Genomic DNA, 15365 nt, shown 5'->3' on the forward strand with positions numbered 1-15365 from the left:
GCGCCATGCTCCGTCGCTGGGGTACGCCACGGGTAGCCGGCCTGCGTGATGCGCGGGTCAACGCCCAATGCGACTCCAGCGGCTTGCCGGCAGACGGGCGTTTGCGTCTGCTGAGCTTCAATATTCAGGTTGGCAACAGCACCGAAAGTTATCGCCACTACCTCACCCGAGGCTGGCAACATCTGCTGCCGCACCAAGGCCGTTCCAGCAACTTGCAGCGTATCGGCGCGCTACTGGCCGACTACGACTTGGTCGCCCTGCAAGAAGCCGACGGCGGTAGCCATCGCTCCGGCTATATCAATCAGGTCGAGCACCTCGCTCAGTTGGGCGCTTTCCCTTACTGGTATCAGCAGCTCAATCGCAACCTCGGGCGCCTGGCCCAACACAGCAACGGCGTGCTCAGCCGCTTGCAACCCACCGTTATTGAAGACCATCCGCTGCCCGGCCCGCCTGGACGAGGCGCCATCTTGCTGCGCTTCGGCGAAGGTGAAGACGCGCTGGCGGTGGTGATGATGCACCTGTCGCTCGGGGCGAAAACGCGCGTGCGGCAGCTGGCCTATATTCGTGAACTGATCGGCGAATATCGCCATCAGGTTTTGATGGGCGACATGAACACCCACGCTTCTGATTTACTGCTGCACTCACCACTGCGCGACCTTGGACTGCTGGCTCCCCAAGTGGAAGCCACGTTCCCGAGTTGGCGCCCGCAGCGGTGTCTGGACCATATTTTGTTGAGCCCGAGTTTGACCCTGGAAGCTGTGCGCGTGCTGGCCCAGCCGATTTCCGATCACTTGCCGGTGGCCGTCGAAATCCGCTTGCCCGATAGCCTGTGCAGCCAGCCGGATAGATCCAACACTTCCCTCGCGGAAATACCCCATGAGTGACGACGCGCAGCGCTGGAAAGAGAAGTACCTCAGCAGCCTCGAGCAACAGGAAAAGCTCGAGCGCCGCTGGGATATGCGTCTGGACTTACTGCGCCGCGGCTTGGTGCGCAGCTCGCTGGCGGCCGAAGGCACTGACAAGGCCGTTGACCAATGCATGTCCGAGCTACGGGAAATTGTCCGTCGTGACGACATGGACGCCGGCCTTTCCGCGCTGATTCCGCGCCTGGAAAAAGCCGTGCTCGACTCCGAGCAGCGTCGTGTGGAACGCGCCAGCCAGGTCACCGGAGCGCTCGGCGGGCTGGTCAGCCAATTGCTCAAACTCGACTTGCCCAGCGAAGTGCGCAAACCGCTGAAAAAATTTAACAAGCAGATAGAAAACCGCGCCAGTCAGGTTCGCGAGTTGCCCGCGCTGTTGTCCGAACTCAGCAGCCTGCAACGCCAGGCACTCGATGTGCTGGAAACGCCTGAAGCCGCTCGCCCAGGCTTACTGCAGCGCTTGTTTGGCGGGCGTGATGGCGGGGCGGACGAAGCGCCCGAAACACCCAGCGGTACAGCGCCCACGCCAGCGCCGCAATCAGTCCAGCACCCGATTCCTGCCCCCCGTCCAACCAGCAGCGCCAGTGGCCGCTGAGCCGACGCCCGCGTTGACGCCAACGCCGGCATCGGAGCCCGCTGCCGCCGCCGTTACAACCGCGCCCGCTCCGGCAGCCGTGCCAACGCCAACGGCTCAACCCCTTGAGCCGGCGGCCGTGCCTGCAACGGCAGCGGGCAGTGAAGCGGCCACAGTGGCCATTAACGAAGCGCTGGCAGCACGGCGAAGCGCGCGCGGCTCGTCCCTGTCGACGCTCGACAGCCTGCCACTCTCGGCATCACTGCTCACCGACGGTGCCACCGTTTCGGCCGCCATCCACGCCACCGTCGAGCAGGAACTGGCAGACCCCGACTTCGCTATTCCGCCGGAACCCGAAGCCGGCTACAGCGCCATTGCCAGCCATGTCGAAGCGACCTTGCTTGGGCTGCTTGATGATTTGCCCGTGCCGGAACACCACAAGCCGCAGGCCGAGTCGCTACGTGTGCGCATTCAGGGTGGGCTGAACCTGTACGAACTCGTGCCGGTGCTCGACGATTTCGCCGTGCTGATGTTGGCCGTGGCCGACCTCGGCCAGCGCGAATTCGAAGGCTACCTGGCGCAACTCAACCAGCGCCTGGCCACGTTCCAGGGTGGTTTGCAGGATGCCCACCAGGGCTACTCGGAATCGATGGCCGCCGCGCGCGAGCTCGACACCGAGTTGCGCCAGCAGGTCGACGGCCTGCACAACAGCGTGCAGGAAGCCACCGACCTCAGCAGCCTGAAACACCTAGTGGAAAACCGCCTGGACGGCCTGCTCAGCACCATGTCCGCAGTACCAGTCGCAACGCGACGAGCGCGACCAGGACGTGGCCGGCCGCCTGCAAACGTTGGTTGAGCGCGTGGCGAGCATGGAACAAGAAGCCAAGGGCTTTCGCGACCACCTTGAAGAGCAGCGGCAAAAAGCGCTCACCGACCCGCTCACCGGACTTCCAAACCGCGCCGCCTGGACTGAGCGCCTGGACCTGGAAGTGGCGCGCTGGCAGCGCTACGGCGGCGAGTTGCTGATGGCGGTGTTGGACATCGACCACTTCAAACGCATCAACGACAACTACGGCCACCTGGCTGGCGACAAGGTGCTCAAAATCATCGCCGGCGAGCTGAACAACCGGCTGCGCAAAACCGACTTTATGGCGCGCTTCGGCGGCGAAGAATTCGTCTTGCTGATCCCCTCAACGCCCATCGTCGGTGGCCAGCAACTGCTCGAAACCCTGCGCGCCGCCATCGAAGCCTGCCCGTTTCACTTCAAAGGCGAACGCGTAACCATCACCGTGTCGGCTGGCCTGACCGAGTTTGTCGAAGGCGATCGCGTGGACGAGGTTTTCGAACGCGCCGACCAGGCGCTGTACCGCGCCAAACGCGGCGGGCGCAACCAGGTACACGTCGCGGCAGAAGGCGAAAAGAAACAAGCCTAGGCCTGTAACTGCGCCGCCAATTTTGCCACTGCGGCTTGGCGCTCCGGTTGTTGCAAGCGAGCCTGAGGGTTGAGCGACGACCAGCGCGGATGCGCCCGCGCTTGGCGCAGCACCGCAGGTAACGTGCCCTTGCGCCAGCCGCCGTCCTGCTCGGCCTTGACCTCAATCGCGGTGGTCGCCGCATGGCCGCGGGCGCTCAGTGCATCCAGCAACTGGCGCTGGCGCACGGCCAACAACCGAAGCACGCCGTCATCCACGCTCAGCTCACGGTTGCCCTTGAGCTTGCCCAACAGCCGTTCGCCGTAGTTGCGCGCGGTTTGCAGGCCACCGCCGGCCAAAGCGCCCAGCACCGTGGCGGCGCCCAGAGTGATGCCACCGACCATCAAGTCGATGCCGGCGCCCGCTGCGGCACCGGCGGCCATCCCACCGCCTACCTGAATACCCAGCTGCTTCAGGGTTTCAGGGTTGAATAAATCGTCACTCCAACGACCGTCGAGCAGCGGCAAATCGCTGGCCCGGGCATCGTTTTGGCGGAAGGCATACAGACGCAGCAGCGCCTGCACGCAGGCTTGTTCGCGCTGGCGAATGCTCTGGTGCAACGCCTGCACCTGCGCCTGTTCGTCGTTGCCGACACTGCGCCGGCATGCCGCGCAATCAATCAGCAACTCAGCGATCAGCCGCACGCCGGCCGCGTGGCGCGCACGGGCTTGGGCTTCATGGTCATCAATCAGGCGTTGCAACTGCGGCCGGGATTTCTCCAGCAGCAGCGCCAGGCTTTCATACAACCGGCGCTCACCGTCCAGCGGTGGCGCCACCGTGTCAAAACGCACCAGCGCGTGCAGTCCCAGGCGCGCCAACGCCTCGCGCCACTCTTCTTCGCGCTGCTGCGCGCAGGTCACAAAATTGAGCACCGGCAGCAACGGTTTGCCGCAGCTGCCAAGCACCGCCAACTCATCGCGGTATTTGGCCAGCACCGGCTCGCGGGCGTCGATTACATACAGGCCGGCATCGCTGGCGAGCAGTTGCCGCAGCACCTTGGCTTCCTGCTCAAAACGTTGTCGCGCCTCACTGCCTTCCAGAAAACGCGCCAGGCGGGCCGGGCCGTCCAGACGTTCGCCGGGGCGATCGAGGCGTTCCAGGTAATCGAGCAGGGCGATGGCATCTTCCAAACCCGGCGTGTCGTACAGCTCCAACAACGCCTGACCGTCCACGGATAAGCGCGCGCCTTCCACGTGCCGCGTTGTGCTGGGTCGATGGGACACCTCGCCGAATTCCACGTCGCGGGTGAGGGTGCGCAGCAGCGAGGTTTTGCCGACGTTGGTGTGGCCCACCACCGCCAGTTTCAACGGCGATTCACGGCGTTCACTCATCGGTCTGCTCCAGCCAGTGCAACGGCGCACCTTGTCGCCAGTTCAACTGCAAGGCGTCCAGCGCGCTGTGCCAGTCTTCCAGGCGCTGGCTGTCCAGCGCTTCGCCAGGCTCGGCGGCCAGCAACCAAATTCGAGTGTCGCCCGCATTTCGGGCCAGCTCAGCCAATAACGCCAGGGTGCCGCGATCCGGCGACCGGCGTGGGTCGCACACGATGGCCAGGCGTGATGGCGGGAAGCGGCTCAGTTGGTCGAGCAGGTGCTGGCGTTGTTCGCGGCTGTCGATCACGCCAGCATCCGCCACGCCTTTGGGAACGGTGGGCGGCCAGGGGCGACGGGGATCGAGTTCGACCGCCACCAACACCGCGCCCGAACCGGCGCTCGTTAGGGAACCTGCCTGCGGGGTGGGCAAGTGCTCCGGCGCTTCATCGGTCACGCCCAGCCGTTCGCTGCTCGGCTGCAAGCGATCACGCAGCAAGCTGTAACCGGGCAACCCAAGGTCCAGACTCAAGCGCGCGCGCCCTTGCCGCCAACGCCACGCGCAAAACAGCGCCAACATGGCGCGCGGTACCACGCCGTAGGCGATCAGCACACCCAGCAGCCACACCGCCCACGCTTGCCGTGCGCTTTCTTCGGCCACTGCATCAGCGCCACTGGCGCGAATCACCTCAACCGCAGGCGTGCTGAAGCCAAGCCAATGGGGAACGCTGCCCAGCGCCTGGATTACCGTCACAAAGGTGTCGCTGGCCAACAGCGTGGTTTCCCACACAAAACCATAACGCCGGGTCGCCAGCAACGCCAACAAGCTGCCCAACGCGCTGAGTAACAGCAGCAACCACATGCCATGCACGAAAATCCCCAGCGCCCAGCGGTTCAGCCGTTGACGCTGCAACAGCACCAGCAACGCCGGGGCCAGTTGCACCGCTTGCGCGTCTCGGGCGAATTTTTCGCTCAGCCATAACCACAATCGGCCCAGGCTCGCGCCGCCGCTCCCGGCGAACACCAGGCCAACGGCCCAGCCGATCAGGGTTAGCAGATGAAGGCCGAGCAAACTGCCCAGCGCCCAGAATAAGTTCACCGGCCGCTGCCCATCGCCTAGGGCAGCGAAGCCCAAGCCGGCGCCACTAAGCACGGCCAGCGCCGCCAGCAGCCAGACGGCCAGCACGGCGCCCTGGCGCCAGTGCAGCAAGGCGGCGAGCATGCCGTCGCGCTGCGCAAGCCATAGGGCGCGGGTTTCGATGCGCTGTTCCAGCGGGCCACCCGCGCTGACCGCCTGGCGATTGGCCTCGCGGTCTTCCAACGGGCCGGCCTGTTCTTCGCGCAGCCGCACGGCCTCGGTCAGCCACAGGCGCTGTAAAGGTGAGAGGGAAGGGAGCGGTGATTTCAATGCGGTCATGCACAAACTCATGGTCGAAGAAGTCGGCCGCTCAGGAGGCAGCCGGGTTTGAGAATAACCGCTCAGGCTCGCCCCATCATCCGTTTGCTTTTTTTCCCGGGTGCGAGCCGTTATCCTCGCGGCCATGAATACGACCCGCCCCCTCTGCCTGATCGCTGCCCTCGCCGACAACCGTGTGATAGGCCGCGACAATCAACTGCCCTGGCATTTGCCGGCCGACCTCAAACACTTCAAAGCCATGACCCTCGGCAAGCCGATCATCATGGGCCGCAAAACCTGGGACTCCCTGGGCCGGCCGTTGCCAGGTCGGCTGAATCTGGTGGTCAGCCGCCAGGCCGGTTTGACCCTCGAAGGCGCCGAAGTATTTGCCTCGCTGGAAGCAGCCATCGCTCGCGCCGAAGAATGGGCCAGCCGCGAAGATGCCGATGAGCTGATGCTGATCGGCGGCGCCCAGCTCTATGAACAAGGCCTGGCATTGGCCCAGCGCCTGTACCTGACCCGCGTGGCCCTGAGCCCGGAAGGCGATGCCTGGTTCCCCGCGTTCGACGAAGCCGCCTGGCACCTGGCCTCCAGCATCGAGCACGAAGGCAGCGGCGAAACGCCGGCCTACAGCTTTGAAGTGTGGGACAAACGCTAGCCCGCACCGCCTGCTTCACTGACTACGCTGATTAACGCTGCCTCGTCCGAGGCGGCGCGCTGCTATTTCCGAGGTTTTCCCATGCAAGACAACACGTCCGGCTCCGTCGACATCGACCCGGCCGAAGTCGAAACCGTGGCCAAGGTGTTTGTCCGTCATCCGCTCTGGGAGGACGGCCTGGCAATGATTTCCGGCACCGCCATGGTGGCGCTGGGCATCGCCTTCTACGCCCACGCCGGCTTGCTGACCGGCGGCATGGTCGGCCTGGCATTTCTGCTCAAGTACAAATTGGGCGTGGCGTTCGGCTTGATGTTCTTCCTGCTCAACCTGCCGTTCTACCTGCTGGGCATCTGGCGCATGGGCTGGAGTTTCACCTTGCGCACCGGCTGCGCGGTGGCGTTGGTGTCGGTGTTGGCGGAGCTGACGCCGCAGTGGGTGTCATTTGCTCACCTGAGCCCGCTGTACGCGGCGGTGTTCGGTGGGCTGGCGATGGGTTTGGGCCTGCTGATGCTGTTTCGTCACCGCGCCAGCCTGGGCGGGGGTGAACATTCTTGCGCTGTTTTTGCAGGAGCGCTTCGGCGTGCGGGCGGGGCTGGTGCAGATGGGCGTGGACGCGGTGATCGTACTGACTTCGCTGTTCGTCATCGCCCCCGACAAGGTGGCCTTGTCGGTGCTTGGCGCGCTGGCGCTAAACCTGGTTCTGGCGATCAACCACCGGGCCGACCGCTACACCGGCGTTTCCTGAACGAGCGTTAGTCGGCCGCCAACTGATGGGCGCCTTGCTTGGAACGCTTGTAGGCCATCGCAGCTGCCGACACCGGCGATACGCGGCCCGTCTCGACCCACGTTTTCAGGCGCCCGGCATCGGCAATGTGGGTGTACTTACCGAACGCATCGAGTACCACGAACGCCACCGGGCGGTTGTTCATCATGGTGCGCATCACCAGGCAGTGACCGGCCTCGTCGGTAAAGCCGGTTTTGGTCAGCTGGATGCTCCAGTTGGCCTTGTAGATCAGGTGGTTGGTGTTGCGAAAGCCGAGGCTGTAATTGGGCTTTTTGAAACTGGCGGTGGTTTCCGGCGTGGTGCTCAGTTGGCCCAGCAGCGGATATTGCTGGCTGGCTTTGAGCAGCTTGACCAAGTCATTGGCGCTGGACACGTTGCGCTCCGACAAGCCGGTCGGTTCGGTGTAACGCGTGTGGGTCATGCCCAACGCGCGGGCCTTGGTGTTCATGGCGTTCACAAAGGCCGTTACGCCGCCCGGGTAGTGATGGGCCAGACTCGCGGCCATGCGGTTTTCCGACGACATCAGCGCCAGCAGCAGCATTTCGCGGCGAGTGGCCAGGCTGCCTACCTTGACCCGCGAAAACACCCCGCGCATTTCTGGCACGTCCTGGATCTTCACCGGCAACACTTCGTCCATCGGCAACTTGGCGTCGAGCGTGACCATGGCGGTCATCAGCTTGGTCACCGAGGCGATAGGCACCACTTTGTCGGGGTTGCTGGAATACAGCACTTCGTTGGTTTTCAGGTCCACCAGCAGGGCGCTGCCGGAGGCCAATTCCTGAACCTTGACCGGCGTTTTGCCTGCCGGTCTGGCAGGAATTTTCTCTGCCGCTGCGGCGACGGTGCTGAAGGCAAATAAGGTGCAGAACAACACGCGGGCGAGGGCGGGGCGAATATTCACAAGGACGGTCCACATGGCAGATGAAATGGAAGCCAGGGCAGTCCTTGCCGGCCCGCGCAGTATAGGAAAGGCCGGTGCGGTATGGAATGCGCTGTGATGCAGTTCATCAAATGCGATCAGAAAATTCCTATTCCTGATCTTTCAGTTCGGCCTGCAGCCAATCCACAAACGGCTGCAACAAACGCGCCCGCCGTTTGCGCTCAGAAAGCACGGCGTAATAACCGAACCGTGACTGCGCCTGGCCTTCAATCACCCTGCACAGCACGCCTTGGTCCAGCAGCTCGTCCACCAGGTGGCTCCAGCCAATCGCCACGCCCTGGCCGGCAATGGCCGCCTGGATCAGCAGCGTGTAGTTGTCGAAACTCAGCGCCGCCGGGCCCACTGGCTGATTAATACCCAGGGCCTGAAACAGCCCGCTCCAATCAAACCAGCGGCTGCTCATGTCCGGCTTCAAGTGCAGCAAGGGCAAGCTCGCCAATTGCTCTTTGGCCAACGGCAGGGTACGGCCTTCCAGCAAGCGCGGGCTGCAAATGGGAAACACTTCTTCGCTGAACAGGCGGCTGGCTTCGGTGTGCTTGAAGCGGCCATCGCCAAAGGTGATGGCGATATCGATGTCGCTGCGAAGGCTCGTCATGCTGCGGTCGCTGGTGATCAGGCTGACGTCCAAGTGCGGGTTGGCCTGACGAAAGCGCGGCAAACGCGGCATCAACCAGTACGCGGCGAAGGCGAAATCGGTGGAAACCTGCAGCACCTCGTGCTGGTTTTGCGCGGTGATGGCAGCAACGCCCGCGTCGATGGTTTCTAACCCCTGCTGCACATGCAAGAGCAGCACCTGCCCGGCGTCGGTCAGGGTGATGCCACGGTGAATCCGGTTGAACAACCGCACCGCCAGCTCTTTTTCCAGGCGCTTTATCTGTTGGCTAACCGCCGGCTGCGTGGTGCCCAGTTCGGCAGCGGCGCTGGTAAAGCTCAGCGACCGTGCCGCCGCCTCAAACACGCGAAGCAAATCCAGCGACACGCTCACGCCCAACGCTCACATAAGCAACGGTTATCCGAAACATGCCTGGCCATGCGCTTTACCCCTGAATGCGTGAGGCAGAAGATCGAGCCATCACTATCGCATAACCGATCCGCATAGGATAAGCCTGCCACATGAAGCGCCCGAACATCCTTTTCATCATGGCCGACCAGATGGCCGCGCCCCTCCTGCCCCCTGCACGACCCGGCATCGCCAATCCAAATGCCGCACCTCAGCCGACTGGCCAGCGAGGGCGTGGTGTTCAACTCCGCCTACTGCAACAGCCCGCTCTGCGCACCGTCGCGCTTCACCCTGGTGAGCGGTCAGCTGCCGTCGAAAATTGGCGCCTACGACAACGCGGCCGACTTCCCCGCCGACGTACCGACCTACGCGCACTACCTGCGCCGCTTGGGGTACAAGACGGCACTGTCGGGAAAAATGCACTTCTGCGGGCCCGATCAACTGCACGGCTACGAGCAGCGTCTGACCAGCGACATCTACCCCGCCGATTACGGCTGGGCGGTGAACTGGGACGAACCCGACGTTCGCCCCAGTTGGTACCACAACATGTCCTCGGTGCTGCAAGCCGGCCCTTGCGTGCGCACCAACCAGCTCGATTTTGACGAAGAGGTGGTGTTCAAGGCGCAGCAATACCTGTTCGACCACGTGCGCGAAGCGCCGGAGCAGCCGTTTTGCCTGACCGTGTCGATGACTCACCCGCACGACCCGTACACCATTCCGAAAAAATTCTGGGACCTATATGACGACCAGGACATTCCCCTGCCGCGCCACCCCCGCGCACAAAGCGAGCAAGACCCGCATTCGCAGCGGCTGATGAAAGTGATCGACCTGTGGGACAAACCGCTGCCCGACGACAAAATTCGCGACGCCCGCCGCGCCTACTTCGGCGCATGCAGCTACATCGACAGCAACATCGGCAAACTGTTGGAAACCCTGGAAGCCACCGGCCTGGCGGACAACACCGTGATCGTGTTCTCCGGCGACCACGGCGACATGCTCGGCGAGCGCGGGCTCTGGTACAAAATGCACTGGTTTGAAATGGCGGCCCGCGTGCCGATGGTGATCCACGCTCCCGCGCAGTTCGCTGCCGGCCGGGTGAACGCTTCGATCTCGACCGCCGACTTGTTACCGACCTTTGTCGAACTGGCGGGCGGGCAGCTGCAACACGACTTGCCGCTGGACGGCCGTTCGCTGCTGCCGCATTTGCAGGGCACCGGCGGCCACGACGAAGTGTTCGGCGAATACATGGCCGAAGGCACCAATAGCCCGCTGATGATGATCCGTCGCGGCCCGTACAAATTCATGTACTCCGAGCAAGACCCCTGCCTGCTCTACAACACCGAGCAGGATCCCTTCGAGCTTGAAGAGTTAAGCGGGTCGGCCGAGCACCAGACGGTGTTCCAGGCGTTCCTTAATGAGGCGCGCAGCAAGTGGGACATTCCCGCGATTCACCACCAGGTGTTGGCCAGTCAGCGCCGTCGTCGCTTCGTAGCCGGCGCGCTGAGCCTGGGCACCCTCAAGAGCTGGGACCACCAGCCGTTTACTGATGCCAGTCAGCAATACATGCGCAACCACATCGACCTCGACGACCTGGAGCGCAAAGCCCGTTTTCCGCAACCACCTGCCCACACTAAAAACTAAATCCAAGGGGACGCCATGAACATTTTATCCACCAAGTTATCCACAGCCTTGCTCACAGCGGCCGGCGCGCTGGCGCTGACGATTGGCCATGCGCAAGCGGCCGAATCGTGCGACACCGTGCGCATGGCCGATCCGGGTTGGAGCGACATCGCCGTGACCAATGCCGTGACCAGCTTTTTGCTCGATGGCATGGGCTACAAAGCCAAAATCGACACGCTGGCGGTGCCGATTATTTTTGGCGGCATGAAAGATGGTTTGGTGGATGTGTTCATGGGCAACTGGATGCCCGCGCAGCAAGCCCACTACGACAAATTTGTAAAACCGGGCGATGTGGTGCAACTCAGCAAAAACCTCGAAGGCACAGAGTTCACGCTGGCTGTACCCGACTACGTGTATGCCGCCGGGGTGCATGATTACGCCGACCTGGCCAAGTTCGCCGACAAGTTCGACCAGAAGATTTTCGGCATTGGTGCAGGGGCGCCGGCTAACCAGTCGCTGCAAGAAATGATCAGCAAAAACGAGTTCGACCTGGGTAAATGGAAGCTGGTGGAGTCCAGCGAACAAGCCATGTTGTCGGAGGTGGCGCGGGCCGTGAAACGCGAGCGCTTCATCACCTTCCTGGGCTGGACCCCGCACCCTATGAACGTGCAATTCAAGATGAAATACCTGAGCGGCGGCGAGAAATATTTCGGCGCCAGCGGCAGCGTCTACACCCTGACCCGCAAAGGTTATGCACAGGCGTGCCCTAACGTCGCCAAGCTGCTCACCAACCTGACGTTCACCCAGGAAATGGAGAACAGCATCATGGCCAAGGTGGCCAATAAAAAAGGCAGCAATGCCGAAGCGGCCAAGGCCTGGATCAGTGCCCATCCCGAGGTATTGAACGGCTGGCTGGACGGGGTGAAAACCAAAGATGGCGGTGAGGCCCTGGCGGCGGTGAAGGCCAAGCTTTAATACGCGCCTCGTCCTGTAGGAGCTAGCTTGCTAGCGAACCGCGCCATCGCCGGTTTGCTGGAAGGTGCAATCCCATGCAATAGCCTGGATCCCCGCGTTCGCGAGGATGACGGAGATTTGGAGTTGGGGCCGTGTAGGTAAACGCCATCTCCACCCCGTCCACCGTCATCCTCGCGAACGCGGGGATCCAGAATTGTCAGTCATGCACGCAAGGTGAAACCTGCCCCGCGCCCTCACTGCAAAGCCAACTCCCCGGGCGCAGTGTGCCTGTCATGACTGCTACCCTTTGGCCAAACCCTTGTACCGAGATGTAGATGCGCTGGCCCAATCGCTTGATGCTTTTTCCCTTTCTCGCCTGGTTGCCACTCCAGACCAGTCGCTCGCTTCGCCGCGACTTTCTCGTCGGCCTTAGCGGCGCGGTACTCGCCCTGCCACAATCCATCGCCTACGCGCTGATCGCGGGCCTGCCTGCCGAATACGGTTTATACGCTGCCGTAGTGCCGGTGGTTATCGCCTGTTTATGGGGTTCGTCGTGGCACCTGATTTGCGGGCCAACGGCGGCGATTTCCGTGGTGCTGTTTACCAGCGTCAGCCCGCTCGCCGTGCCCGGCAGTGACGACTATGTGGAGTTGGTGCTGCTGCTGACCTTTCTCGCCGGATTGTTCCAGTGGTTGTTGGGGCTTTTGCGCTTCGGCTCGCTGGTGAATTTCGTCTCTCACTCGGTGGTGGTCGGTTTCAGCGCAGGCGCGGCGCTAGTGATCGCCCTCGGCCAGTTGCCCTATTTATTGGGCATCGACCTACCCAGCCAAGCAACCGGCTACGACAGCCTTACTCACCTGATTCAGCTGCTGCCAAACGCCGACCCTGCTTGCGTAGCAGTCGCGCTGATGACGTTGCTCAGCAGCCTGGTCACACGCCGCGTTTGGCCCAGAGCCCCGGCGCTGCTGGTCGGCATTGCTTTGGGCAGCCTCGTTGTCGCCGCGCTGCCGACGTGGTTTGCCGGCGTGCCCCTGGTGCCGGCCTTCACCGGCTCGTTGCCGCCCTTCAGCCCGCTAAGCCTGGACCTCGCGACCATAATCCGGCTGCTGCCTACTGCCGTGGCGTGCGGCATGCTCGGTCTGGTCACCAGCCTGTCGATCGCACGCACTCTGGCCAGTCGTTCTCAGCAAATGCTCAACGCCAATCAGGAAGTGCGCGCGCAAGGTCTGTCGAACATGGTGGGGGCGTGGTTCTCCGGTTATCTGTCGGCGGGCTCGTTCACCCGCTCCGGCCTGAACCTGCAGGGCGGCGCCAGCTCGCCGCTGGCCGGCGTGTTTTCGGCCTTGTGCGTGGCCGCGTTCGCGCTGTTCGGCGCGAGGCTGATCGCCCACATTCCGCTCCCGAGCATGGCCGCCAGCATTTTGCTCATCTGCTGGGGCTTGATCGATTTCGCCGGTATTCGCGCGCTGTACCGCGTCAGCCGCTCGGAATTTGTAGTGATGCTGCTGACCCTGGCCGCCACGCTGTTGATGGAGCTGCAAACCGCCATTTATGCCGGGGTGCTGGCCTCGCTGTTTTTCTACCTCAAGCGCACGTCGCAACCCCGGGTACAGCACTGGTTCGAAGGCGATGAAGAAATTCTGCGGGTGGAAGGCTCGATTTTTTTCGGCGCCTGCCATTTCCTGCAGTTGCGCCTGCAACGCAGCAAGGGCAAGCGGGTGGTGATCGAGGCGCAGCAGATCAACTTTATCGACTACGCCGGCGTCACCATGCTCCACCAGGAAGCCCATCGCCTGCGGGCGCAGGGCCGACGCCTGTGCCTGCGCCGGGCCAAGACGCAGGTGGTCGAGGAATTGCTCAAGCTTGAAGGTGAAGCGGACTGCCCCATCGAGTTCGAGCCGGCTGTTTAACCGAGCTGGCTGCGCAGTTCGGCCAGCACGCTGGCGCTGTCCGGGCGGACGCTGCGCCAGAGGAAAAACGCTTCCGCCGCCTGCTCCACCAGCATGCCCAACCCATCCAGGGTGCGCGCCGCGCCGTGGTCGCTGGCCCACTGGTTGAAGGGCGTGAGGCCTTTGCCATACATCATGTCGTAGCACACGGTATGGCCCGGTTTGATCAGGCTTGGCGAGATGGGCGGCAGCTCGCCGCCGAGGCTGGCGGACGTGCCGTTGATGATCAGGTCCACCGGCACTTCCATCCAATCAAACCCGCACGCCGCCACTGGGCCAAGGTCGGCAAAGGCCTTCGCCAGCGCCTCGGCTTTTTCCACGGTGCGATTGGCGATTACCACCGAATGCGGATGCTCAGCCAACAACGGCGCCAGCACGCCGCGCGCCGCGCCACCCGCTCCCAGCAGCAAAATGCGTTTGCCCTCAAGGCTCAGGCCGGCGTTTACCGTGAGGTCGCGAACCAGGCCGGCGCCGTCGGTGTTGTCGCCGAGCAGCCCGCCGTCGTTCTGTTTGCTCAGGGTATTCACCGCACCCGCGCGCTGCGCCCGCGGGGTCAGGCTGTCGGCGAGCTGGTAGGCCAGCTCTTTGAACGGCACGGTGACGTTGCCGCCACGGCCGCTGGTGAAGAACTCGCGGGCAAACGCGGTGAAGCCGTCCAGCGGCGCAAGCAGCGCTTCGTAGCTGAGCGATTGGCCGGTTTGCTCGGCGAACAAGCGGTGAATCTGCGGCGACTTGCTGTGGCCAATGGGATGGCCGAATACACCGTAACGGTCCATCAGTTAGCAGCCTCGCCCAACCAGTCGCGATCTTGCAGGAAGTACTCGGTCAGGCGCGCTTCTTCGCTGCCGGGCGCGGGTTTCCAGTCATAGCCCCACTGCACATGCGGCGGCAGCGACATCAGAATCGACTCGGTACGCCCGCCCGATTGCAGGCCGAAGAGCGTGCCACGGTCGTACACCAGGTTGAATTCCACATAGCGGCCCCGGCGGAATGCCTGGAACTCGCGCTGCTCAGCGGTGAACGCGGTGTGTTTGCGCCGCTGCACGATCGGCAGGTAGGCGTCGATGTAGGCATCGCCAATGGCGCGGATAAAGGCGAAGCAGGTGTCGAAGTCCCAGTCGTTCAGGTCATCGAAAAACAGGCCGCCGATGCCCCGGGGTTCGTTGCGGTGTTTGATGTGGAAGTACGTGTCGCACCACGCTTTGTAGCGCGGGTAAACGTCGGCGCCGAACGGTGCACAGGCTTGTTCGGCAACGCGGTGCCAGTGCTGGCAGTCTTCGTCGTTGCCGTAGTAGGGCGTCAGGTCGAAACCGCCGCCGAACCACCACACGGCTTCTTCGCCTTCTTTCTCGGCGATGAAGAATCGCACGTTGGCGTGGGACGTCGGCACATGGGGGTTCGTCGGGTGCATCACCAGCGACACGCCCATGGCTTCAAAGCCTCGGCCGGCCAGCTCGGGACGGTGGGCGCTGGCAGACGGTGGCAGGCCAGTGCCGAACACATGGGAGAAATTCACCCCACCTTTTTCCAGCAACGCGCCGTTGGCAATCACCCGCGTACGACCGCCACCGCCCGCCGGGCGCTCCCACGCATCTTCAGCGAACGTGGCGCCGCCGTCTTCGGCCTCCAGGGCGGCACAAATACGGTCTTGCAGGTCGAGCAGATAGGCCTTAACGGCTGCGCTACGTTCACTCACAACATCACCTTCAACACGCAAAATTGGAAACGGTTTGGCGCCCAGAAGCCGCAGCGGGCGGGGCTCATAGCCCGAACAGGGGCGCAAGCATACCA

General features: G+C 63.1%; 10 protein-coding genes and 3 pseudogenes. 7 read left to right on the forward strand and 6 right to left on the reverse strand.

Annotated features, from left to right (window positions below; all coding sequences use genetic code 11):
- Positions 1-5: 5 nt before the first annotated feature.
- Positions 6-884 carry an endonuclease/exonuclease/phosphatase family protein gene (locus ACZZZP_RS23375; protein ID WP_122492247.1) on the forward strand — a complete coding sequence of 293 codons (879 nt, stop codon included), beginning with the start codon at positions 6-8 and terminating at the stop codon, positions 882-884.
- Positions 877-2927, forward strand: a pseudogene (locus tag ACZZZP_RS23380) (GGDEF domain-containing protein). The gene ACZZZP_RS23375 and the pseudogene ACZZZP_RS23380 overlap by 8 nt, the downstream one beginning before the upstream one ends.
- Here ACZZZP_RS23380 and ACZZZP_RS23385 read toward each other — a convergent pair.
- The gene (locus ACZZZP_RS23385; RefSeq protein WP_122492249.1) at positions 2924-4297 is read right to left on the reverse strand and encodes a GTPase/DUF3482 domain-containing protein; all 1374 of its coding nucleotides are present in this window, start codon (positions 4295-4297) and stop codon (positions 2924-2926) included. The pseudogene ACZZZP_RS23380 and the gene ACZZZP_RS23385 sit on opposite strands and share 4 nt — an antisense overlap.
- On the reverse strand, positions 4290-5690 hold the full coding sequence (locus ACZZZP_RS23390; RefSeq protein WP_463384297.1) for a DUF2868 domain-containing protein: 1401 nt from the start codon (positions 5688-5690) through the stop codon (positions 4290-4292). The genes ACZZZP_RS23385 and ACZZZP_RS23390 overlap by 8 nt, the downstream gene beginning before the upstream one ends.
- A 124-nt stretch (positions 5691-5814) precedes the next feature.
- Here ACZZZP_RS23390 and ACZZZP_RS23395 point away from each other — a divergent pair, with 124 nt between their 5' ends.
- Both ACZZZP_RS23395 and ACZZZP_RS23400 read left to right on the forward strand, forming a co-directional pair.
- Positions 5815-6327, forward strand: coding sequence for a dihydrofolate reductase (locus ACZZZP_RS23395; protein ID WP_463384298.1), 513 nt, complete (start codon positions 5815-5817; stop codon positions 6325-6327).
- A gap of 81 nt (positions 6328-6408) precedes the next feature.
- Positions 6409-7072: pseudogene (locus ACZZZP_RS23400) on the forward strand (YitT family protein).
- A 7-nt stretch (positions 7073-7079) separates the two neighbouring features.
- On the opposite strand, the gene pbpG reads toward ACZZZP_RS23400, so the two are convergent.
- Together pbpG and ACZZZP_RS23410 are read right to left on the reverse strand one after the other, a co-directional pair.
- On the reverse strand, positions 7080-8027 hold the full coding sequence (gene pbpG, locus ACZZZP_RS23405) for a D-alanyl-D-alanine endopeptidase (RefSeq protein WP_463384300.1): 948 nt from the start codon (positions 8025-8027) through the stop codon (positions 7080-7082).
- Positions 8028-8139: 112 nt separating this feature from the next.
- The gene (locus tag ACZZZP_RS23410) at positions 8140-9036 is read right to left on the reverse strand and encodes a choline sulfate utilization transcriptional regulator (protein ID WP_463384301.1); all 897 of its coding nucleotides are present in this window, start codon (positions 9034-9036) and stop codon (positions 8140-8142) included.
- A 128-nt stretch (positions 9037-9164) separates the two neighbouring features.
- Between ACZZZP_RS23410 and betC the strand changes: the two are divergent.
- The 3 genes and pseudogenes from betC (at position 9165) to ACZZZP_RS23425 (ending at position 13535) form a co-directional block, all read left to right on the forward strand.
- Positions 9165-10692: pseudogene (gene betC, locus ACZZZP_RS23415) on the forward strand (choline-sulfatase).
- 15 nt (positions 10693-10707) lie between these two features.
- A complete protein-coding gene (gene choX, locus ACZZZP_RS23420) occupies positions 10708-11646 on the forward strand; it encodes a choline ABC transporter substrate-binding protein (protein WP_463384303.1) in 939 nt (312 codons plus the stop codon).
- A gap of 314 nt (positions 11647-11960) precedes the next feature.
- Positions 11961-13535, forward strand: a complete 1575-nt coding sequence (locus ACZZZP_RS23425) for a SulP family inorganic anion transporter (protein ID WP_463384304.1) — start codon at positions 11961-11963, stop codon at positions 13533-13535.
- Here the strand turns inward: ACZZZP_RS23425 and aroE are convergent.
- Together aroE and hemF are read right to left on the reverse strand one after the other, a co-directional pair.
- Complete coding sequence (gene aroE, locus ACZZZP_RS23430) at positions 13532-14350, reverse strand: shikimate dehydrogenase (RefSeq protein ID WP_463384305.1); 819 nt, start codon at positions 14348-14350, stop codon at positions 13532-13534. The genes ACZZZP_RS23425 and aroE overlap by 4 nt on opposite strands.
- A complete protein-coding gene (gene hemF / locus ACZZZP_RS23435) occupies positions 14350-15270 on the reverse strand; it encodes an oxygen-dependent coproporphyrinogen oxidase (protein WP_463384306.1) in 921 nt (306 codons plus the stop codon). Before hemF ends, aroE begins: the two co-directional genes overlap by 1 nt.
- Positions 15271-15365 lie beyond the last annotated feature (95 nt).

This window comes from Pseudomonas sp. AC211, assembly GCF_979258055.1.

Bases quoted from the DNA above. Each gene is read 5' to 3' on its own strand.
- ACZZZP_RS23375 (WP_122492247.1), top strand. From the start codon at position 6: ATGCTCCGTCGCTGGGGTACGCCACGGGTAGCCGGCCTGCGTGATGCG.
- ACZZZP_RS23385 (WP_122492249.1), bottom strand. From the start codon at position 4,297: ATGAGTGAACGCCGTGAATCGCCGTTGAAACTGGCGGTGGTGGGCCAC.
- ACZZZP_RS23390 (WP_463384297.1), bottom strand. From the start codon at position 5,690: ATGACCGCATTGAAATCACCGCTCCCTTCCCTCTCACCTTTACAGCGC.
- ACZZZP_RS23395 (WP_463384298.1), top strand. From the start codon at position 5,815: ATGAATACGACCCGCCCCCTCTGCCTGATCGCTGCCCTCGCCGACAAC.
- pbpG (WP_463384300.1), bottom strand. From the start codon at position 8,027: ATGTGGACCGTCCTTGTGAATATTCGCCCCGCCCTCGCCCGCGTGTTG.
- choX (WP_463384303.1), top strand. From the start codon at position 10,708: ATGAACATTTTATCCACCAAGTTATCCACAGCCTTGCTCACAGCGGCC.
- ACZZZP_RS23425 (WP_463384304.1), top strand. From the start codon at position 11,961: ATGCGCTGGCCCAATCGCTTGATGCTTTTTCCCTTTCTCGCCTGGTTG.
- aroE (WP_463384305.1), bottom strand. From the start codon at position 14,350: ATGGACCGTTACGGTGTATTCGGCCATCCCATTGGCCACAGCAAGTCG.